Origin of the sequence: Tranquillimonas rosea, from assembly GCF_900111315.1 — a bacterium.
GTDB classification, from domain to species: domain Bacteria; phylum Pseudomonadota; class Alphaproteobacteria; order Rhodobacterales; family Rhodobacteraceae; genus Tranquillimonas; species Tranquillimonas rosea.
In genome coordinates, this window is record NZ_FOGU01000001.1 from 50,973 (window position 1) to 71,182 (window position 20,210).

15 protein-coding genes are annotated in these 20,210 nt (G+C 68.0%); 11 read left to right on the forward strand and 4 right to left on the reverse strand.

Features of this window, described 5'->3' with window-relative positions; all coding sequences use genetic code 11:
* The 10 genes from dusB (at nt 1) to hflX (ending at nt 12,665) form a co-directional block, all read left to right on the forward strand.
* Nucleotides 1-978 (forward strand): tRNA dihydrouridine synthase DusB, encoded by a 978-nt coding sequence (dusB, locus tag BMZ25_RS00260; RefSeq protein WP_268874168.1) that lies wholly within the window; start codon nt 1-3, stop codon nt 976-978.
* The gene (locus BMZ25_RS00265) at nt 975-2,051 is read left to right on the forward strand and encodes a two-component system sensor histidine kinase NtrB (RefSeq protein ID WP_092686691.1); all 1,077 of its coding nucleotides are present in this window, start codon (nt 975-977) and stop codon (nt 2,049-2,051) included. The genes dusB and BMZ25_RS00265 overlap by 4 nt, the downstream gene beginning before the upstream one ends.
* A 25-nt stretch (nt 2,052-2,076) precedes the next feature.
* A complete protein-coding gene (locus BMZ25_RS00270) occupies nt 2,077-3,450 on the forward strand; it encodes a response regulator (RefSeq protein WP_092686694.1) in 1,374 nt (457 codons plus the stop codon).
* Nucleotides 3,451-3,550: 100 nt separating this feature from the next.
* Nucleotides 3,551-5,809 (forward strand): sensor histidine kinase NtrY-like, encoded by a 2,259-nt coding sequence (locus tag BMZ25_RS00275; RefSeq protein WP_408033418.1) that lies wholly within the window; start codon nt 3,551-3,553, stop codon nt 5,807-5,809.
* Between the two features lie 15 nt (nt 5,810-5,824).
* Nucleotides 5,825-7,246, forward strand: coding sequence for a nitrogen assimilation response regulator NtrX (gene ntrX, locus BMZ25_RS00280; protein WP_092686699.1), 1,422 nt, complete (start codon nt 5,825-5,827; stop codon nt 7,244-7,246).
* Nucleotides 7,236-8,087, forward strand: coding sequence for an alpha/beta fold hydrolase (locus tag BMZ25_RS00285; RefSeq protein WP_092686702.1), 852 nt, complete (start codon nt 7,236-7,238; stop codon nt 8,085-8,087). Before ntrX ends, BMZ25_RS00285 begins: the two co-directional genes overlap by 11 nt.
* 52 nt (nt 8,088-8,139) lie before the next feature.
* A complete protein-coding gene (trkA, locus tag BMZ25_RS00290) occupies nt 8,140-9,516 on the forward strand; it encodes a Trk system potassium transporter TrkA (RefSeq protein ID WP_092686705.1) in 1,377 nt (458 codons plus the stop codon).
* On the forward strand, nt 9,516-11,027 hold the full coding sequence (locus BMZ25_RS00295) for a TrkH family potassium uptake protein (RefSeq protein ID WP_092686708.1): 1,512 nt from the start codon (nt 9,516-9,518) through the stop codon (nt 11,025-11,027). The genes trkA and BMZ25_RS00295 overlap by 1 nt, the downstream gene beginning before the upstream one ends.
* A 130-nt stretch (nt 11,028-11,157) precedes the next feature.
* Nucleotides 11,158-11,388 (forward strand): RNA chaperone Hfq, encoded by a 231-nt coding sequence (gene hfq / locus BMZ25_RS00300; RefSeq protein ID WP_092686711.1) that lies wholly within the window; start codon nt 11,158-11,160, stop codon nt 11,386-11,388.
* Nucleotides 11,389-11,414: 26 nt separating this feature from the next.
* Nucleotides 11,415-12,665 carry a GTPase HflX gene (hflX, locus tag BMZ25_RS00305; protein ID WP_092688117.1) on the forward strand — a complete coding sequence of 417 codons (1,251 nt, stop codon included), beginning with the start codon at nt 11,415-11,417 and terminating at the stop codon, nt 12,663-12,665.
* 3 nt (nt 12,666-12,668) lie between these two features.
* Here the strand turns inward: hflX and BMZ25_RS00310 are convergent, their stop codons facing one another.
* Nucleotides 12,669-15,128: a penicillin acylase family protein gene (locus tag BMZ25_RS00310; RefSeq protein ID WP_092686714.1), complete on the reverse strand. Its 2,460-nt coding sequence runs from the start codon at nt 15,126-15,128 to the stop codon at nt 12,669-12,671.
* A gap of 72 nt (nt 15,129-15,200) precedes the next feature.
* Here BMZ25_RS00310 and BMZ25_RS00315 point away from each other — a divergent pair, with 72 nt between their 5' ends.
* The gene (locus BMZ25_RS00315; RefSeq protein ID WP_092686717.1) at nt 15,201-16,073 is read left to right on the forward strand and encodes an NAD(P)-dependent oxidoreductase; all 873 of its coding nucleotides are present in this window, start codon (nt 15,201-15,203) and stop codon (nt 16,071-16,073) included.
* Between the two features lie 142 nt (nt 16,074-16,215).
* Here BMZ25_RS00315 and trpE read toward each other — a convergent pair whose 3' ends face one another.
* From trpE to BMZ25_RS00330, 3 genes are all read right to left on the reverse strand, one after another.
* On the reverse strand, nt 16,216-17,727 hold the full coding sequence (trpE, locus tag BMZ25_RS00320) for an anthranilate synthase component I (RefSeq protein WP_092686719.1): 1,512 nt from the start codon (nt 17,725-17,727) through the stop codon (nt 16,216-16,218).
* Between the two features lie 4 nt (nt 17,728-17,731).
* Nucleotides 17,732-19,576: a SurA N-terminal domain-containing protein gene (locus BMZ25_RS00325; RefSeq protein ID WP_092686722.1), complete on the reverse strand. Its 1,845-nt coding sequence runs from the start codon at nt 19,574-19,576 to the stop codon at nt 17,732-17,734.
* Between the two features lie 76 nt (nt 19,577-19,652).
* A complete protein-coding gene (locus BMZ25_RS00330) occupies nt 19,653-20,210 on the reverse strand; it encodes a lipid-binding SYLF domain-containing protein (protein WP_092686725.1) in 558 nt (185 codons plus the stop codon).

Below are 20,210 nucleotides of genomic sequence, written 5' to 3' on the forward strand. Positions count from 1 at the left end.
TTGATTTCGGCACTCGGGGACATCCCCGTCAGTTCTCCGGTCTTCCTGGCGCCCATGGCCGGGATCACGGATCTGCCGTTCCGGCAGCTCGTGGCCCGGTACGGCGCCGGCCTGACCGTCAGCGAAATGGTGGCTAGCCAGGAGATGGTCCAGGCCAAGCCCGGCGTCCGCGAGCGGGCCGAGCTGGGCTTTGGCGTCGAAGGCACGTCCGTCCAGCTTGCCGGGCGCGATCCCCGGTGGATGGCCGAGGCCGCGCGCATGGTCGAAGCGAACGGCGCGAGGATCATCGACATCAACATGGGCTGTCCGGCCAAGAAGGTGACGGGCGGGCTGTCGGGCTCGGCCCTGATGCGGACGCCGGACGTCGCGCTGTCGCTGATCGAGGCGGTGGTGGGCGCGGTGAGCGTGCCCGTCACGCTGAAGACGCGGCTTGGCTGGAACGACGACTGCCTGAACGCTCCTGACCTGGCGCGGCGGGCGGTTGCGGCCGGGGTCCGGATGGTGACGATCCACGGTCGGACGCGCTGCCAGTTCTACAAGGGGCAGGCTAACTGGAACGCCATCGGCGAGGTCGTCCGCGCCGTCGACGTGCCGGTGATCGCGAACGGCGACATCTGCGGGGCCGCTGACGCCCGTGCCGCGCTGGCCGCCTCGGGCGCGGCGGGCGTCATGGTGGGGCGCGGCATCCAGGGCCGTCCGTGGCTGCTGGCACAGATCGCCGCCGATCTGCAGGGCCGGCCGGTGCAGTCGGCGCCGGGACGGGCAGAGTTCGCGGACATGGTGTCGGCGCATTACGAGGCGAGCCTCGACTTCTACGGCCCCGAGCTGGGCGCGCGCGTCGTGCGCAAGCACCTGGGCTGGTACATGGACGAGGCCGGAACGCCGGACGGCCTGCGGCGCGAGGTCCTGACCGCCACGCCCGTCGACGTGCTGCGTCGGCTGCCCGGCGCGCTCGGCGCGCAAGCGGAGGCCGCATGAGCGATCTGACCGAAACCCTCTGGACCTCGCTTCCCATCCCGGCGCTGCTGGTGGACGTGAGCGACAGGATCGTCGAGATCAATCCCGCGGCCGAGCAATTCCTCAACGCCTCGCGCCGCTCGCTCTCGGGGGCACCGCTGTTCGACCGGCTGGCCATCGACTCGCCCCTGGACGACGCGTTCGGGCGGGTGCGCAAGGATGACGCGCCGCTCTTCATCAACAATGTCGACGTGGGCACCGGCAGCCGTACGCCGTCGGTCTGCAACATGCAGATCGCGCCGCTGGCGGGGCAGCCGGGGCACCTTCTGGTGCTGATCGAGCCGCGGCAGCTGGCCGACCGGCTGGGCCAGGCGCACAAGGTCAAGTCGTCGGCGCGCTCGGCCATCGGCATGGCCGAGATGCTGGCGCACGAGATCAAGAACCCGCTCGCCGGGATCACCGGGGCGGCACAGCTTCTGTCGATGAACCTGTCGGGCGACGATCTCGAGATGACCGACCTGATCGTGACCGAGGGCCGGCGCATCGTCGCCCTGCTGGAACAGGTCGAGCAGTTCGGCAACCTCCGCCCGCCGCAGAAAAAGGCGATCAACATCCACGATCTGCTGGACCGGGCCCGGAAATCAGCGATGGTCGGCTTTGCCTCGCACATGCGGCTGATCGAGGAATACGATCCCTCGCTGCCGCAGACCCATGTCGACGGCGACCAGATGCTTCAGGTGTTCCTGAACCTGCTGCGCAACGCGACCCAGGCGATGGGCGACGAGGGCGGCACGATCCGGATCCGGACCTTCTATGACCTGTCGCTGCGGATCCGCCGGTCCGATGGGTCCGGGGCCGCGCTGCCACTGCAGGTCGAGATCATCGACGACGGCCCCGGCCTTCCGCCCGAGATCGAGGCGGACATCTTCGAACCCTTCGTCTCGAGCCGCGAGAACGGCACCGGGCTGGGGCTGGCGCTGGTCAGCAAGATCGTCTCGGACCACGAGGGCTGGATCAGCGTGAACTCGGTGCCGGGGCGCACCGCCTTCCGCATATCGCTTCCCGTCGCGCCGAAAGACGCGGAGGAGGCATGAGCGACAACAGAACAAGGACGGGCTGATGGACGGCACGGTACTGGTCGCGGACGACGACAGGACGATCCGCACGGTTTTGACCCAGGCGCTGACGCGCGCGGGCTGCAAGGTTCATGCGACCTCATCCATGGTCACGCTGATGCGGTGGGTCGACGAGGGGAAGGGCGACCTCGTCATCTCGGACGTGATCATGCCCGACGGCAACGGGCTGGAGGCGCTGCCGCAGATCGGCAAGCAGCGTCCCGGCCTGCCGGTCATCGTCATCAGCGCACAGAACACGATCATGACCGCGATCCAGGCGGCCGAGGCCGAGGCGTTCGACTACCTGCCCAAGCCCTTCGACCTGCCGGACCTCATGAAGCGGGCGAGCAAGGCGCTGGAGGTCAAACGCCGCGCCTCTCCGCCGCCCCGGATCGCCGAGGCCGAGGCCGGCGCTGCGGGCGATCTTCCTCTTGTCGGGCGGACGCCGGCGATGCAGTCGCTGTACCGCCTCGTGGCGCGGGTGATGAACACCGACCTGCCGGTGCTGATCACCGGTGAATCGGGCACCGGCAAGTCGCTGATCGCGCGTGCGATCCACGATTTCTCGGATCGCCGCACGCTGCCCTTCGTGGTGGCGGGGGCAGCCGACCTTGCCTCGGTCGACGGCCCCTCGGCGATCCTCGGAAGGGCACGGGGCGGCTCGGTCCTGTTCGACGAGGTGGGCGATTTCGACGAGGAGGCGCAGGCCCGTATCGTCCGCATGCTGGACGGGATGAGCGACAGCGCGCCGCGGGTGATGGCCACCAGCCAGACCGACCTCAACGCCAAGATGGAGGCGGGCGCCTTCCGGCAGGACCTGTTCTATCGTCTCGGCGGGGTGACGCTGAACGTGCCCAGCATGCGCGAGCGGGTGGACGACATCCCGCTGCTGGCCGACCACTTCCTTGCCCGGGCCGAGCGTGACGGACTGACCGCACGGCGCTTTTCCACCGACGCCATGGACCTGATCCGCGCCTATTCCTGGCCCGGCAACGTGCGCCAGCTCGAGAACATGATCCGCCGGCTCGTCGTGACCTCGTCCGAAGAGGAGATCACCCGTGCCGAGGCCGAGGCGGTGCTGGGCAACCAGCCCGCAATGGAGCCGCTCGTGGGCGGGAGCGAGGGCGAGAAGCTGTCGGCAAGCGTCGCAAAGCACCTCAAGCGGTATTTCGACCTGCATGGCGGGGTGCTGCCGCCGCCGGGCCTGTATGGCCGGATCCTGCGCGAGGTCGAGATGCCCCTGATCGAGATCGCGCTGGATGCGACCGGCGGGAATCAGGCGAAATGCGCCGACCTGCTCGGCATAAACCGCAATACCTTGCGCAAGAAGATCACCGATCTGGATATCCGCGTGACACGGCGGCGCAAGTTGATGTAAAACCGCAACAGCCGAGTGGCGGTTGGGTGTCATACGACTTTCGGCCGCCATCATATGGGGTGGCGCGATCACGCGCCGCATAGCTGTTGGGGGTCAACTCGTGACGAGTCCCGTGCGGGCGGCCACATGGGAGCGCGTGTCGCGGCTGCGACGGCACCGGCGGGTGCAGAACGCCGCGACCCTTGGCCTCGTGGTTCTTGGTCCGGCGCTTGCGCTTCTGACCTTCCTTGTGCTCGGTCCAATGGACCAGGGCGCGACGTCGCTGACGCTGCGGCTGATCCTGCTTGTCGATCTCGTCTACATCCTCGTCGTGGCGACGCTGGTGCTGGGCACCATCGCGCGGATGGTCGCGGCGCGGCGGGCGCAGTCCGCAGGTTCGCGCCTCCACCTGCGCCTGACCGGGGTGTTCGCGCTCATCGCGCTGATCCCGACGGTGACGGTGGCGATCTTCGCCGTTCTCACGGTGAACGTGGGGCTCGAAGGCTGGTTCTCGGACCGTGTGCGCAACGTGGTGGGCGCCTCGCTCGCCGCGGCGGAAGCCTATGAAGAGGAACAGCGGCAGGATCTGGCCACCGACGCAGAGGCGCTGGCCCGCTACCTGCGGGGCGGCAGCGCCAGCGCGTTCATGCCGTCGGACGGCGAGTTGCGGCAGATGCTGGGGCAGGGGCAGGGGCAGATCCAGCGCGGCCTGCGCGAAGCCTATGTCATCGACGGTACCGGGCGGATCCGGGCCCGCGGCGAGCGGTCCTACCTGTTCGACTACGAGGAACCGCCCAACTCGGCGGTCGAGCGCGCCGCCGATGGCGAGACGGTCATCATCGAGGACTGGCCGATCAACGAGTTCCGGGCCCTGACCGCGGTCCCCGGCTTTGCCGACCGCTTTCTCTACGTCAGCCGCACGGTGGACGGCGAGATCCTGTCGCTGCTGGACGACACGCAGGAGACCGTCCGCCTCTACAACCAGCTGGAAGACGAACGCGGCCGCATCCTGTTCGAGTTCGGGCTGCTCTATGTCGGCTTTGCGGTGATCCTGATCCTCGCGGCGATCTGGCTGGGCCTGTGGTTCGCCGAACGCCTCTCGCGCCCGGTGGGGGCTTTGGCCGGCGCAGCGCAGAGGGTCGGCTCGGGCGATCTGGACGTGCGGGTCAAGGAAGAGGACGGCAACGACGAGATCGCCATGCTGGGCCGTCTGTTCAACCAGATGACCAAGCAGCTGAAGGGCCAGCGCGAGACGCTTCTGGCCAACAACGCCCAGATCGAGCGGCGCCGGAGGCTGTTCGACTCGGTCCTGTCATCGGTCACGGCGGGGGTCGTCGGGCTGGATTCCAAGGGCCGCGTCACCTTCGTGAACCGTTCCGCCGAGCGGCTACTGGGCCTGAGCGAAAGCGACCAGCAGCGCACCTCTATTTCCGTCGCGGTGCCCGAGTTCGGCGCCCTGTTCGACAAGCTGCGCAAGTCCAAGGCCGAGGGCGCGCAGGAAGAGATCAAGGTCAGCCGCGAGGGACGGCTGGAAAGCCTGCTTGTCCGCATGGCGACCCGGCGCAACGAAAATGGCAAGCTCGAAGGCTATGTCGTTGCCTTCGACGACGTCTCGGACCTGGTCGCGGCGCAGCGCATGGCGGCCTGGGGCGACGTGGCCCGCCGGATCGCGCACGAGATCAAGAACCCGCTGACCCCGATCCAGCTGTCGGCCGAGCGGATCAAGCGCAAGTTCTCCCGCCAGGTCGAGGATCCCGAGACGCTGGAGCAATACACCGACGTCATCGTCCGCCAGACCAACGACCTGCGCCATATCGTTGACGAGTTCTCGAAATTCGCGCGCATGCCCGAGCCCGAGCGGCGGACCCATGATCTTGTCGCGCTGGTGCGCGAGGCGGTGCTATTGCAGCAGACCGGACAAGAGGAGGTCGCGATCAGCGCCGATCTCCCCGACACGAGCATCATGGGCGATCTCGATGGCGCGATGATCGGGCAGGCGCTGACGAACCTCATCAAGAATGCGGGAGAGGCGATCGAGTCGCTCAAGGAAAAGGGCGCGCCCGAGGGCTACGCACCCGCAATCCACGTCACGATGGAGACATCCGGAGCCCAGGCACTGATCTCGATCTCCGACAACGGGATCGGCCTGCCCGAGGACCGGGCGCGGCTGTTCGAGCCGTATGTGACGACCCGAGACAAGGGCACCGGGCTGGGCCTGCCCATCGTCAAGAAGATCATCGAGGAACACGGCGGCACCCTGACCCTGACGGATGCCGACCCGTTCGAACCCGGCGCGCGGTGCGGTGCACGGGCGGAAATAAGGCTGCCCGTTCTGGGTGGTGAAACCGAAACAGGGGCCGTTCAGGCCCTGGCGGGCTGAGGAGAGGCAGAGACAATGAGCGACATCCTGATCGTCGACGACGAACGCGACATTCGTGAACTGATCGCGGACATCCTGAACGACGAGAACTTCCAGACGCGCGTCGCCGCGAACTCGGACGAATGCATGGCGCAGATCAATGCCGATCCTCCGGGCCTGATCATCCTGGATATCTGGCTCAAAGACAGCAACATGGACGGGATCGACATCCTCAAGACCGTCAAGCGCGACAATCCCGAGGTTCCCGTCGTCATCATCTCGGGCCACGGCAACATCGAGATCGCCGTCGCCGCGATCAAGCAGGGCGCCTACGACTTCATCGAGAAGCCGTTCAACATCGACCAGCTGATCGTCGTCATCAGCCGCGCGATGGAAGCCTCGCGCCTGCGCCGCGAGAACTCGGAACTCAAGCGGCGCGACGGCCAGATGGCCGAGATGATCGGGTCGAGCTCTGCGTTCAAGTCACTGAAATCGCAGCTCGACAAGGTGACCAGGTCGAACGGCCGGGTGATGCTGACCGGCCCGGGCGGGGCGGGCAAGGAGGTCGCTGCGCGGTATATCCACACCAATTCCGGCCGGGCCGACGCGCCCTTCGTCACCGTCTCGTCGGCCACGGTCGAGCCGGAGCGGATGGAAGAGGTCCTGTTCGGCCGCGAAAGTCCCGAGCGGGGGATCGAGTCGGGGCTTCTGGAACAGGCGCATGGCGGCGTCCTGTTCTTCGACGAGGTGGCCGACATGCCGCCGGGGACGCAGTCGAAGATCCTGCGCGTCCTCGTCGACCAGCAGTTCCAGCGGGTCGGCGGCACCGACAAGGTGCGCGTGGATGTGCGGGTGATCTCGTCCACCAACCGCGACCTCGCCGGCGAGATCGCCGCGGGCCGGTTCCGGCAGGAACTGTTCCACCGCCTCAGCGTCGTTCCGATCACCGTACCCTCGCTCGACGACCGGCGCGAGGACATCCCCGAACTGGCTGCGCATTTCATCGAGCAGTTCAACAAGACCCAAGGCCTGCCGCTGCGCCAGTTGTCCGGCGAGGCGGTCGCGATGCTTCAGACACTGGTCTGGCCGGGCAACGTGCGCCAGCTCAAGAACGTCATCGAGCGGGTGCTGATCCTGGGGCCCGAGAAGGGCGACATCGAGGCGCGCGAGCTGCCCGGCAATGACGGACCGGCCCCCGAGGACGGTCGCGTTGTGCTGTCCGGCAGCCTCGCGACACTGCCCCTGCGCGAGGCGCGCGAATTGTTCGAGCGGGAATACCTTCTGACGCAGATCAACCGCTTCGGCGGCAACATCTCGCGGACGGCGAACTTCGTCGGCATGGAACGCTCGGCCCTGCACCGCAAGCTCAAGTCGCTGAACGTGGTGACGACGAACAAGACCGGCAGCCGCGTGGCGCATATCGACGAGGACGAGCCCAGCGAGGCGCATGGCGGCTGAGCCGGCCTTCGTCACCGTCGATGGCCGGCCGGTCGCCTATCTGGACGAGGGGCCGCGCGACGGTGCGCCAGTCGTGCTGCTGCATGGCGGCGGGATCGATCGCGCGCGGCGCTCGTGGCGCGAGACGCTGCCGACGCTAACCGGCACCTACCGCGCGATCGCGCCCGATCTGCCGGGCTATGGCGACAGCGCATCGCTCGGGCCGGTGCAGGATCTGGGCACGCTGGGCGGGTGGCTTGCCGGGTTCCTGGAGGCGGTCTCGGCACCGCCTGCGCATGTCGTGGGCAATTCCATGGGCGGCGGGATGGGCCTGTGGCTGGCCGTGCATGCGCCCGAGCGCGTGCGCAGCCTGGTGCTCGTCGGCAGCTATGGTCTTGCGCCGCGGGCGCCGGTGCATCCGCTGCTGTGGCTATGGACCAAGGGGCCGGGCGGGGCGATGATCCCGCGGCTCGTCGCGCGGCGGCGGCTAGCGGCGCGGGCCGCGCTGACCGGGGTGTTCCGGCGCCCCTCGCGGGTGACCGGCGCGCTGGTGGACGAGATGCACGACGAGGCCCGGGTGCAGGCCCGCAACCAGGCCTTCCGCGCCTTCCTGCGCGGCGAGGTCGCGCCCTGGCGCTATCGCACCACGTTCGGCGACCGACTGGACCGGATCACCTGCCCGGTGCTGGTCGTGCACGGCAAGGGCGACCGGCTGATCGGCTGGCGACATGCCCGGCGGGCGGCACAGGCGCTGCCGCACGGGGAACTCCTGCTTATGGATGCCGGACACTGGCCGATGCGCGAAGCGCCACAGGACTTCACCGCGGCGCTCGGCAACTTCCTCGAACGGGTGAGCCATTGAACACGGTGCCCCGAAGTGACAAGAGATCCCGGGGGCCCATGAAGGGGATGTCATGAAGGTCATCATCTGTGGCGCTGGCCAGGTCGGCTGGCAGATCGCGCGCCACCTGTCGAGCGAGCGCAACGACGTCACCGTCGTCGACAACAATGCCGAGCTCGTGCGCCGGGCGACGGACACGCTGGACGTGCAGGGCATAGCGGGCTTCGCGTCCTATCCGGACGTGCTGGACAATGCCGGCGCCCGCGACGCCGACATGATCATCGCGGCGACCTATTCGGACGAGGTCAACATGGTCACCTGCCAGGTGGCCCACTCGGTCTTCGCGATCCCGCGCAAGATCGCGCGTCTGCGGGCGCAGAGCTACCTGACCGCGATCTACTCGGACCTCTACCGGCGCGACCACATGCCGATCGACGTGGTCATCAGCCCCGAGCGCGAGGTCGCGGACGCCGCCCTGCGCCGGCTGAACGCGCCGGCGGCCTTCGACACCCAGAGCTTTCTCGACGGCCAAGCGCAGCTTCTGGGCATCCAGCTGGAACCCGACTGTCCCGTCCTGAACACGCCGCTGCGCCAGCTGACCGACCTGTTCTCGACCCTGCGCGCGATCGTCGTGGGCATCCGCCGCCGGGGCCGTCTGTTCGCGCCAGAGCCGAACGATCAGCTGTTCGAGAGCGATCAGATCTACATCATGGCCCACCACGACGACGTGAACCGGGCGCTGGAGATCTTCGGCAAGACCACAGCGCGGCAGGAACGCATCGTCATCGTCGGCGGGGGCAATGTCGGCCTGACCGTGGCGCGCGCGCTGGAGAAGCGCCCCGAACGCGTCCGTGCCCGGATCATCGAAAAGGATCGCCGCATCGCCGAGCGCGCCGCCGACGCGCTGGAGCGGACGATCGTTCTGCACGGCGACGGCCTGAACATGGAGCTTCTGAACGAGGCGAACATCGCCAAGGCCGACGCCATCCTCGCCGTGACCGACGACGACAAGACCAACCTGCTGGCCGCCGTGCGCGCCAAGTCGGCCGGCTGCGACATGGCGATCTGCCTGGTCAACGATCCGACGCTGCAACCGCTGATGTCGCCGCTCGACATCGACGCCTACATCAACCCGCGCGCCACGACCGTCAGCTCGATCCTGCGCCACATCCGTCACGGCCGGGTGCGCAACGTCTATTCCATCGGCGACGCCGAGGCCGAGGTGATCGAGGCGCAGGTGCTGTCGACATCCCCCATCGCGGGACAGCTGATCCGGGACATCGACTTTCCCGAGGGCGTGCTCGTCGGAAGCCTGCGCAAGGGCGAGAAGGTCATCAAGCCGACCGGCCGCACCCGGATCGAGGAGGGCGACATCATCGTGCTGTTCGCGCTGGCCGCCGACGTGCCCGAGGTCGAACGGCTGTTCCAGGTCTCGATCGACTTCTTCTGATGGCACCGCTCGCAAGCGCCCGCCTGCCGCTGAGCGTCACGCTGACCGGGATCGGCGCGGCGGCGATGCTGGTGCCGGCGATGCACGCCGCGCTGGCGCGCGACTGGGATACCGCGCGGGCCTTCCTGCAATCGGCTCTTCTGTTCGTGGTGATCCTGGCGCTGCTGACGCTGGCGCTGCGGGGGCGGGTCCGGCGGCGGCTGGTGCGCAGCCAGCTGTCGACGCTGATCGCGGCCTACACCCTGTTGCCGGCGATGCTGGCCGTGCCCTTTGTCGAGGCCGTCGGCAATACGCGCTTCCTGTCGGGGTGGTTCGAGATGGTGTCGAGCCTGACGACCACGGGCGCGACGCTCTACGCGCCCGAGCGATTGTCGGACAGCCTTCACCTTTGGCGTGCGCTGGTGGGATGGATGGGCGGATTCCTGATCTGGGTCAGCGCGGTCGCGATCCTTGCGCCGCTCAATCTGGGCGGCTTCGAGGTCGCCTCGGGGCGCGAGGCGGGGAATGCTTCGCTCAGCGCGACGCAGATCACGCGGGTCGCGGACGCGGACGAACGGTTGCAGCGGTTCGCGCGGGATCTCGCGCCGATCTATGCCGGCCTGACGCTGGTGCTGGGGGTCTGCCTGATCATCGCCGGAGAGGCGCCGATCGACGCGGTCTGCCACGCGATGTCGACGCTCGCGACCTCCGGCATCACCACAGGCGAAGGCCCGACATCGACGATCTTTGCCGAGATGCTCGTCGCGCTGTTCATGGTGTTCGCCCTGTCGCGCCGCACCTTCAGCCGCGAGGCGACCGGCGCCGCGGCGCTGCGGCTGTCGAAGGATCCCGAACTGCGGATGGGCCTGACCGTGGTGGGTGTCCTGCCGCTGCTACTGGTGCTGCGGCACTGGGCCGGCGCCTACGATATCGCGGATCAGCAAAACGTCGTCGCGGCGCTCAAGGCGTTCTGGGGCGGCGTGTTCACGACGATGTCCTTCCTGACGACGACGGGCTGGGAAAGCACCGAATGGATCACCGCCCGCGACTGGTCGGGCCTGTCGACGCCGGGGCTGATCCTGGTGGGCCTGTCGCTGGTCGGGGGCGGGGTCGCCACCACGGCGGGCGGCGTGAAGCTCCTGCGGATCTACGCGCTCTACGCCCACGGCACGCGCGAGCTGGAAAAGCTCGTCCATCCCAACTCGGTCGGCGGCGCGGGGACCGAGGCGCGGCGAATCCGCAGCCGGGGCGCCTATATCGCCTGGATCTTCTTCATGCTCTTCGCGCTGTCGGTCGCCGCGGTGATGGCGGCGCTGTCGCTGACGGGGCAGGGGTTCGAGCAGTCGGTGATCCTGACCATCGCGGCGCTGTCGACGACCGGCCCCTTGGCCGAGGTCGCGGGCTCGGCGCCGACGGGCTACGACACGCTTGGCGATTCCGCGCGCGTGATCCTCGCGGCGGCCATGGTGCTGGGGCGGATGGAGACTCTGGCGCTGATCGCCCTGATGAATCCCGCCTTCTGGCGGAATTGAGCCGGAACCGGGTCTAACCTTCTGTTTTATGTCTGGAAACTCAGAGGATCCGGCTTCATACTCGGAAACCGTTGCATAAGGCCGCCCGACGCGGTTCGGTCAAAGAAAAAAAGGGTGCGGGACGACAGCTATGGCCGACAAACAGAATTTGCAGGACGCGTTTCTCAATCATGTCCGGAAGACGAAGGTTCCGGTCACCATTTTCCTCATCAACGGTGTCAAGCTTCAGGGCGTGATCACCTGGTTCGACAACTTTTGCGTGCTCCTGCGCCGGGACGGACAGTCCCAGCTTGTCTACAAGCACGCAATCTCGACGATAATGCCCGCCTCGCCGATCAACCTCTACGATGGTGACGACTGATCTTGGACACCGCCGAAACCGACGGGATGCGCGCCTATGTTCTGCATCCCGACATCCAGACCGATACCGATCGCCGCGAGCCTGAACCTGCGCTCGAGGAAGCCGTGTCGCTTGCCTATGCGCTGCCCGGCCTCGAGGTCGTCGGCGGCGAGGTCGTGCGCCTGCCGCGGGCCCATCCCGGCGCGCTGTTCGGCTCGGGCAAGATCGAGGATCTCAAGACCCAGCTGAAGCGCGACGAGATCGGGCTGGTCCTGGTAGACGGGCCGGTCAGCCCCGTGCAGCAGCGCAACCTCGAAAAGGCCTGGGACGTGAAGGTGCTGGACCGCACCGGCCTGATCCTCGAGATCTTTTCGGACCGGGCGCGCACCAAGGAAGGCGTGCTTCAGGTCGAGATGGCGCATCTGAGCTATCAGCGCACGCGCCTTGTCCGGGCGTGGACCCACCTGGAACGTCAGCGGGGCGGACTGGGCTTCATCGGCGGCCCGGGCGAGACCCAGATCGAGGCGGACCGCCGCGCCATCGACGAACAGCTCAACAGGCTGAAGAAGCAGCTCGACAAGGTCGTCAAGACGCGCGAACTGCACCGCGCCAGCCGCGCCAAGGTGCCGTTCCCGGTCGTGGCGCTTGTCGGCTATACCAACGCGGGCAAGTCGACGCTGTTCAACCGGCTGACCGGGGCCGAGGTGATGGCGAAGGACATGCTGTTCGCCACGCTGGACCCCACGATGCGCCAGGTCGTCCTGCCAACAGGCAAGAAGGTGATCCTGTCGGACACGGTGGGCTTCATCTCGGACCTGCCGACGCAGCTCGTCGCCGCCTTCCGCGCCACGCTGGAAGAGGTGCTGGCCGCCGACCTGATCGTCCATGTCCGCGACATCAGCCACGACGAGGCCGAGGAACAGGCCGAGGATGTCGAGGCGATCCTGTCGGATCTTGGCGTGGACGAGACGATTCCGGTGCTGGAGTTCTGGAACAAGATCGACCGTCTGCCGGCCGACCGTCGCACCACGCTCGAAGCGCAGGCCGCCCGGACGGACAATGTCCTGGCGATGTCCGCCTGGACGGGCGAAGGGATGGACGCGGTCGGCACCGCGATCGCCCAGCTTGCCGACGACGCCCGCACGCGACGCCGGATCACGGTGCCCTATTCCGACGGACGCCGCCGGGCCTGGCTGCACGAGCAGGGCGTGGTCGAGGCCGAGAGCCAGGACGAGGCCGGCTTCACGCTCGACGTGAACTGGACCGCCCGGCAGGAAAAGCGCTTCCGCGACCTCTGACCCTCAGCGCGGACGCAGGTGGGTGATCCCCACCGCGCCCGCGCGCGCCAGCTCTGGGTCGAGCGACATCGGGATATACTCGCCGCGCCGCCACAACTCTCCGAGGTCGTCGTAATGGCTCGACAGCGGGTGCCCCGATTGCCCGGTCGCCGTGATGAACACAGACGATTCCGGGTCGGCAAAGTCGTAGACCCCGCGATACCCCGCGCCATGGACATTGTTGAACGGCTCCGGTTCCGTCCCGGCGGTCATCCCGCGCTGCAGGGTGAAATCTCCGCCCGAGGTCGATTGCCGGATGTTCACGAACCACTTCAGGATCGGCGTGTCGCCCAGGACCTGGTGGTCGTGCGTCGCCTGGTGCGCATCCCCCCAGCGCAGCGATTCCAGCGCGCGTCCGTAATTCTCTTCCAGCCAGATCAGCGCGTCGTCGAGCGACAGCCGCGCCATCTCCTCGCAGGTCTCTGTCCGCGCGGACTGCACAACATCGCACCAGGCCGACGCACCGCCGGTGTCGCGGAACACGCGCTCGATGAACAACGGTTCCACATGGGCGAACTCGTCGGCCAGGGGGCCCAGGTCGTCGCGGATCAGCCGTTCCTGCAGCATCCGCAACCAGGTGGCATAGATCAGCGGCTCCGGCAGGTGTTCGTTCATCTCGCCGTTCCATTCGGCAAGCAGCGACAGCGCGCGCTGCCGCTGGCGCGCGGGCGTGCCATCGGGCGCGGCTTCGCCGGTGAACCACAGATCTGCGGCGATCAGCGGCAGAAGCGACCGCGCGGTTGGCGACACGGTGTCGAGCTGCGCTTCGATGAAGCTCTCCCGCGTATGCACCTCGCGGTTCTGCATCAGACGCCGCCAGCGCTGGATCCGCTGTGTGTCGCCCCAATTGAACGAGACATGCAGCGGAAACGGCCGGTCCAGCAGCTTGTTGTTGGTATTGCCAAGGATGCCGCCGGTCGGGTCCACGAACTCGGGATTCGAGGCATAGGGCAGGCGGCCCTGCCACCGGTTCCGTGACAGCCAGCCGGGCGTCGGCATCCGCCCCTTGCTCTGGTGCTCATCCGCCCGCCGCGGCATCGCGCCGATCATCTTCAGGGCGATGCTCTCGCCATCGGCCAACGTGAGGTTCTGGCTGGGGCCGATGAACGTCTCCGAGGCCGCGATCCCCTCTTCGACGCTCTTGGCGCGCATCAGGTCGAAGGCGGCGGAATACGAGGTGTCGTTGGCGGTCAGCACGGTCCATGACAGGCTCGCCACATGGCCCGGCGGCGTGACGGTCCCCAGATCGTACTGGCTGCCCGGCAGGATCGGCCCGTTCTCGGACCAGCGCAGCGTCAGGGTTACCGGCTCGGCTCCCGCGACCTCGATGATCGATGTCCGCGTCTCGAGCGGCTTGTAGCCCTCGGGTGTCAGCACCTCTTCGGAATTGTCGGGATTCACCTTCTCGATATGCAGATCCTGGTCGTCCAGGTACGACGAGGTCAGCCCCCAGCCCAGCTCTGCGCTGCGCCCAAGAAGGATTGTTGGCACGCCCGGAATGGTGGCCCCGATCACCCCGCCCGAGTCGAGCTCGAGCCGCGCCAGGTACCAGATCGACGGCGCCGTGAAGCCCAGATGCGGATCGTTCGCCAGAAGCGTGCCCCCGGCCGCCGCACGCGACGGCGCCGCGGCCCAGGCGTTCGACGCCCCGGCCAGTGACCGCGGCATCACCGGCGACAGCGAATCCCGCGGTGCGTCGTCGGCCTTGGCATAGCGCGGGGCGTCGGGGAACAGCGCCGCGTAGTCCGGCAGGGCGGTGATGCCGTTGCCCGGCGCGTCCGGCAGGATGTCGCGAACCCGCGCGTCCGGCAGCGCCAAGGATGTCCGCGCCCGCAGCACCTCGGACCGGACGTGAGAGGACAGTTGCAGCCCCATGAGCTTGATGATGGCAAGGCTGTCGGCGGGCTGCCATGGGGCGATCTGCGGGCTGAAGAGCCAGAACTCGGGCGCCCCGCGCCCCCGGGCGCCCGCGTTCACCTGCTCGAGCCAGGCATTGACCCCGTCGGCATAGGCCTGGAGCGCCGCGCGTGCCTCGGGCGTCTGGTCCTCGACCGACCGCACCGCTGCGTTGTAGAGATCCAGCCGGCGCACCAGCGAGTCGATCGCCACCGTGCGCTGCCCGAAAAGCTCGCTCAGCCGCCCCTGTGCCGTGCGGCGCAGCATCGTCATCTGCCACAGCCGGTCCTGCGCCTGGGCGAATCCCAGCCCGTAGAACACGTCCGCATCCGTCTCGCCAAAGACATGGGGCACGTTGGCGTTGTCCCGCACGATCTCGACGGGTCCCTCCACGCCCTCGACACGAAAGCTCGCATCGTAGTCCGGCAGCGACCGTGCCGCGAACCAGTACGCGATGGCAAGTGCCGCAAGCCCCAGAAACAGGAGCCCTGAAAAGATACGCAGAAGCCAGCGAAAGAGCAGGGCCATGTCAGCCTCGGTTGACCGTGAGGGGGGAAGCGGCCCAGAAGGGATAGGCGATTTGGCAAAGGGAGAAAAGCGTTGGCGAAGCTTGCATTTCTAGGACTCGGCGTGATGGGCGCGCCAATGGCGGGCCACCTGGCGAAGGCCGGCCACGAGGTCACAGTCTACAACCGCACCGGCTCCAAGGCCGACGCCTGGGTCAAGACCCATGGCGGCCGCGCAGCCGGCACACCCCGCGAGGCGGCGGACGGTGCCGAATTCGTGATGGCCTGCGTCGGCAACGACGACGATCTGCGCGCCGTCTGCCTCGGTCCCGACGGGGCCTTCGCAGGCATGGGCGAGGGAAGCGTCTTCGTCGATCACACCACGGTCTCGGCGGCGGTGACCCGCGAACTCTACGACGCGGCAAGCGACAGCGGCATCGCCTTCGTCGACGCGCCGATCTCGGGCGGACAGGCCGGCGCCGAGAACGGCCAGCTCAGCATCATGTGCGGCGGCGATCTCGACGCCTATTCGCGCGCCGAGCCGGTGATGGAGGTCTACGCCAAGCTGTGCCGCCGGATCGGCGACAGCGGCGCCGGCCAGATGACGAAGATGTGCAACCAGATCGCCATCGCCGGCCTCGTCCAGGGCCTCAGCGAGGCGCTGCACTTCGCCGAGACTTCCGGCCTCGACGGCCGCGCCGTGGTTGAAGTCATCAGCCAGGGAGCCGCCGGGTCCTGGCAGATGTCGAACCGCTACGAGACGATGCTCGACGACCGGTTCGATCATGGTTTCGCCGTGGACTGGATGCGCAAGGATCTCGGCATCTGCCTCGACGCCGCCGATGAATCCGGCGCCTCGCTGCCGGTCACGGCCCTCGTGGACCAGTTCTACAAGGACGTGCAGAAGATGGGCGGCGGCCGCTGGGACACGTCCTCCCTGATCAGGCGGTTGCGCAAGTCCGACTGACGGATCCGCCTCCGGCGGGGATATTTATTGGACAGAAGAAGAGACCGACGCCGCTTCTTCTGCCCGGCAATATCTCCGCCGGAGGCACGCGGCGCCGGAGGCGTCGCCAACATCACGTCGCGCCGCAGGCGCGGCATTTGGATCAGGCGTTGCCGCGGCCGGCGAACCGGCCGGCATCCTCGGCGGCGCGGCGGATCGCCTTGGCCTTGTTCACCGTTTCCTGGAACTCTGCCTCGGGGTCGCTGTCGAAGACCACGCCGCCGCCGGCCTGGATGTAGAGCTGGCCGTCCTTCAGCACCGCCGTCCTGAGAGCGATGCACATGTCCATGTCGCCGTTGGCGCTGAAGTAGCCGACGCCACCGCCGTAGACGCCGCGCTTTTCGGGCTCCAGTTCGTCGATGATCTCCATCGCGCGAACCTTCGGAGCGCCCGAGACGGTGCCGGCCGGCAGTCCGGCGAGCAGGGCGGACAGGGCGTCATGCTCGTCCGAGAGATCGCCCACCACGTTCGAGACGATGTGCATGACGTGGGAATAGCGTTCGACGACGAATTCCTCGGTTGGTCGGACGGTGCCGATCCTGGCGACGCGGCCGACGTCGTTGCGGCCGAGATCCAGCAGCATCAGGTGCTCGGCGCGTTCCTTCTCGTCGGCCAGCAGGTCCGCCTCGAGCCGGCGGTCCTCGTCCGGCGTTGCGCCGCGGGGGCGGGTTCCGGCGATGGGCCGGATCGTCACTTCGCCGCCGAAGACCCGCACGAGGATCTCGGGGCTTGCGCCGACCACCTGGAAGCCGCCGAAGTTGAAGAAGAACATGAACGGCGACGGGTTCGTCCGCCGGAGCGAGCGGTAGAGCGCAAAGGGCGGGTGGGGGAAGTCCTGGTGCCAGCGTTGCGACGGGACGACCTGGAAGATGTCGCCGGCGCGGATGTATTCCTTGGCGCGTTCGACGGCCGCGAGGTAGTCGCCGTGCGCGAAGTTCGAGACCGGTTCGGGGATCGCCGCGGCCTCGCCCATCTTGCGGCTGTCGCCGGGGACGGAGCGGTCGAGGTCGCGCACCGCGTCCATCACCCGCTCGGCCGCCTGGGCATAGGCCGCGCGGGCCGACAGGCCGGCCTCGGCCCAGGCGGGGGACACAACGATCACCTCGCCCTTGACCCCGTCCAGTACCGCCACCACCGAGGGGCGCATCAGCACCGCGTCCGGCACGCCCAGAGGGTCGGGATTGACGTCGGGCAGGCGTTCCACCAGCCGGATCATGTCGTAGCCGAGATAACCGAAGAGCCCGGCGGACGAGGCCGGAAGGTCGGCGGGAAGGTCGATGCGGGACTCCGCGATCACCGCGCGCAGGCTGTCGAGCGGCGAGCCGTCGAGATCTTGCCACGCATCGGCATCGTGCCTGGCCTGACGATTGATGCGGCTCGTCTCGCCGTGGCACTGCCAGATGAGATCGGGCTTCATCCCGATGATCGAGTAGCGGCCGCGCACCTCGCCGCCGGTCACCGATTCGAGCATGAACGTGTCGGGCCGCGCCGCACCGAGCTTGAGCATAAGCGAGACGGGCGTGTCGAGATCCGCCGCCAGCCGGGTATAGACGACCTGGTTCTCACCGCGGGCGTGGGCGGTGGCGAAGGCGTCGAAGGATGGGATCAGCTGCATCGTGTCACTGGAACTGCGCGTTGACGGCGCTGATCGCCTGCTGGTCGAGCTGCAGGCCGGCACGGTTCTGGATGGCACTGGTGAAGGCATCCAGCGCGTCCTGCGACATCGCCTGGGCCGCGCGCTCGGCGAAGGCCGATTTCGTCGCCTGTGCTTCGGCCGTGTCACCGTCGGGCGCGGTGATCGTGTCGAGCCGGACGAGGACCGCACCATCCGGGGCCGGGAGTGCACGGACGTCGCCCTCGGCCATCTCGAAGGCCGCGGCGACCATGTCGTCGGGCGCGCCCTCGACGGTGCCGTCGCGTGTCAGGTCGGTAGCCTCGCGCAAGTCCAGCCCCTCGACGTCCTCCAGGCTGCTGTCCTGCAGCAGCGCCTCGGCCTGCGCGACCAAGCGGTCGCGCAGTGTCTGCTGGCGCCACAAATCGGCGACGCGGTCGCGGACCTCCTCGAAGGGCTGCACGGAGGGCTCCAGGATCTCGTCGACGCGCAGCGCGAAGAGGCCGTCGTCGCCCAGTTCCAGAAGCTCGGGGAAGTCGCCCGGCTGTGCCGATGACGCGGCCTCGCGGAAGCCCTCGTTCGCGGCGATGCCATCTGTGTCGCCCTGGCTCCAGGTGATCTGGCCGGGTTCCATGCCGGTCTCGTCCGCGATCTCGTCGAGCGTGGCGCCGCTGGCGAGCAGGTCGTCGATCCGCTCGGTCCGGTCCGCGACGCGGTTCGCGGCCGTCTCGACGGCCAGTTCGCCGCGCAGCTCTTCGCGCGCCTCCTCGAACGACACTTCCTGGCGTTGCAGGATGCCGTTCATTCGGAACAGCGCCGGGCCGAGGCTGCTTTGAACCGGGCCCGCGATGCCGGGGCTGTCCAGGCCAAAGACCGCTTCGCCGGCGGCATCCCCGAGATCGGAGCGGGCCACGTCGCCAAGGTCCACGTCGGCCATCGACAGACCGCGCGAGTCGACCACGGCGTCGAAGGTCGTGTCCCCGGCCTCGATCGCGTCGGCGGCCTCCTGCGCGGCGCTCTCGCTGTCGAAGACCAGCCGCTCCACCAGACGGCGCTCGGGCTGGACGTAGTCGTCGATCCGGGCCTCGTAGAGCGCGCGCAGCTCGTCCTCGGGCACCTCGACCTCGTCGATCAGCATCTCGGGCGTGAGCGAGATATAGGTGATCTCGCGCCGCTCGGGCAGGGTGAACGTGTCCTCGTTCTGGGCGTGATACTCTTCGAGCTGCGCCTCGCTCGGCTCGGGCAGCGGCTCTTCAAGGTCATCGGCGCCGAGCGCGGCCCAGGTCAGGCTGCGGGTCTCGCGCGCATAGTCGAACAGCGTTGCGGTGAAGGCGTCGACCGGGCGCAGGCCACCGACGACCGCGCCCTCGAGAAGGCTGCGGGCGGTGTCGGACCGGATACGCGCCTCGAACTCTGCAACGGTGAGCCCCGATTGCTCGAGCGCCTGTTCGTAGGCGGTCCGGTCGAATTCGCCGTCGAGCCCCTGGAAGGCGGAGATCGCGAGGATCTCGTCGCGCACGGCGGAATCGCCGACCGAGAGACCCACGCGGTCCGTCTCGTCCTCGAGCGCGGTCTGCGAGACGACCTGGGACAGAACGGCGCGGTCGAGGCCGAACTGCTGGGCTTCGGAAAAGCTGAGCTGCTGTCCGGTCTGCTGGCGGATCGACCGGAGCCGCTGCTGCATCGCACGGGAGTAACGATCCACCGAGATTTCGGTGTCGCCGACCCGTCCGACACTGTCCACCGACCCGCCGAAATTGGTGGCGCCGAAGCCTGCGAGGCCGACGATCAGAAGGACCAGGATCACCCAGACCACGAGTTTCGATGCCGGGTTTTTGGCGCCCTTGACCATCCCTGTCTCCGCTTGCCCGTCAGATGTTCCGAGGCTGTCTATGACAGGGTCATGCTCGGGGCAAGGCGGCGCGGCCTCATGGAATGATGCGCGTGTACTTCGTTCCGGCCAGCGTGGCGCCGGCGATCAGCCCGGCCTGACCGAAGATCACCGCGATCACCGGCGAGAGCGAGGTCGTCGTCGCCGCCGACAGATTGCCACCCCGGTCGCGCACCGCGTATTCCACGTCCGCACCGGCGGCCCAGCCGGGCGAGTTGCGGAAGCGGTAGAGCGCGTCGTCGGTCATGAAGAACAGCACCTGCGCGTATTGCTGCGCGCCGATCTGGAAACCGAGGGTGGCCTGCGTGGCCGAATAATAATCGACCGTGGCACCGTCCACCTGAAGCGCGCCGCGGCCATAGGAGCCGCCAAGCCCGAGGCCGGCCTTGGTGACCAGCGGCATGACCAACATGCCCGCCGACTTGTCGCGCAGATCCTGCGTCGGCGGATAGGTCCGGTAGAGATAGTTGAGCGTCGCGTCGACCCGCGCGTCGATCATCGCCGACCCGCGGCTTTGCAGCCCGTTGTTGCAGGCGCCCAGCGCCATCACCGACAAACCTCCGGCAAGGAAGGCGCGGCGGGAATAGATTGTCAT

What these genes read in the sequence shown, in the direction of transcription:
- BMZ25_RS00285 (WP_092686702.1), top strand. Translation starts at nt 7,236, where the DNA reads ATGGCGGCTGAGCCGGCCTTCGTCACCGTCGATGGCCGGCCGGTCGCC.
- BMZ25_RS00265 (WP_092686691.1), top strand. Translation starts at nt 975, where the DNA reads ATGAGCGATCTGACCGAAACCCTCTGGACCTCGCTTCCCATCCCGGCG.
- BMZ25_RS00295 (WP_092686708.1), top strand. Translation starts at nt 9,516, where the DNA reads ATGGCACCGCTCGCAAGCGCCCGCCTGCCGCTGAGCGTCACGCTGACC.
- BMZ25_RS00270 (WP_092686694.1), top strand. Translation starts at nt 2,077, where the DNA reads ATGGACGGCACGGTACTGGTCGCGGACGACGACAGGACGATCCGCACG.
- BMZ25_RS00325 (WP_092686722.1), bottom strand. Translation starts at nt 19,576, where the DNA reads ATGGTCAAGGGCGCCAAAAACCCGGCATCGAAACTCGTGGTCTGGGTG.
- trkA (WP_092686705.1), top strand. Translation starts at nt 8,140, where the DNA reads ATGAAGGTCATCATCTGTGGCGCTGGCCAGGTCGGCTGGCAGATCGCG.
- hflX (WP_092688117.1), top strand. Translation starts at nt 11,415, where the DNA reads ATGCGCGCCTATGTTCTGCATCCCGACATCCAGACCGATACCGATCGC.
- hfq (WP_092686711.1), top strand. Translation starts at nt 11,158, where the DNA reads ATGGCCGACAAACAGAATTTGCAGGACGCGTTTCTCAATCATGTCCGG.
- trpE (WP_092686719.1), bottom strand. Translation starts at nt 17,727, where the DNA reads ATGCAGCTGATCCCATCCTTCGACGCCTTCGCCACCGCCCACGCCCGC.
- BMZ25_RS00330 (WP_092686725.1), bottom strand. Translation starts at nt 20,210, where the DNA reads ATGACAATCTATTCCCGCCGCGCCTTCCTTGCCGGAGGTTTGTCGGTG.
- BMZ25_RS00310 (WP_092686714.1), bottom strand. Translation starts at nt 15,128, where the DNA reads ATGGCCCTGCTCTTTCGCTGGCTTCTGCGTATCTTTTCAGGGCTCCTG.
- ntrX (WP_092686699.1), top strand. Translation starts at nt 5,825, where the DNA reads ATGAGCGACATCCTGATCGTCGACGACGAACGCGACATTCGTGAACTG.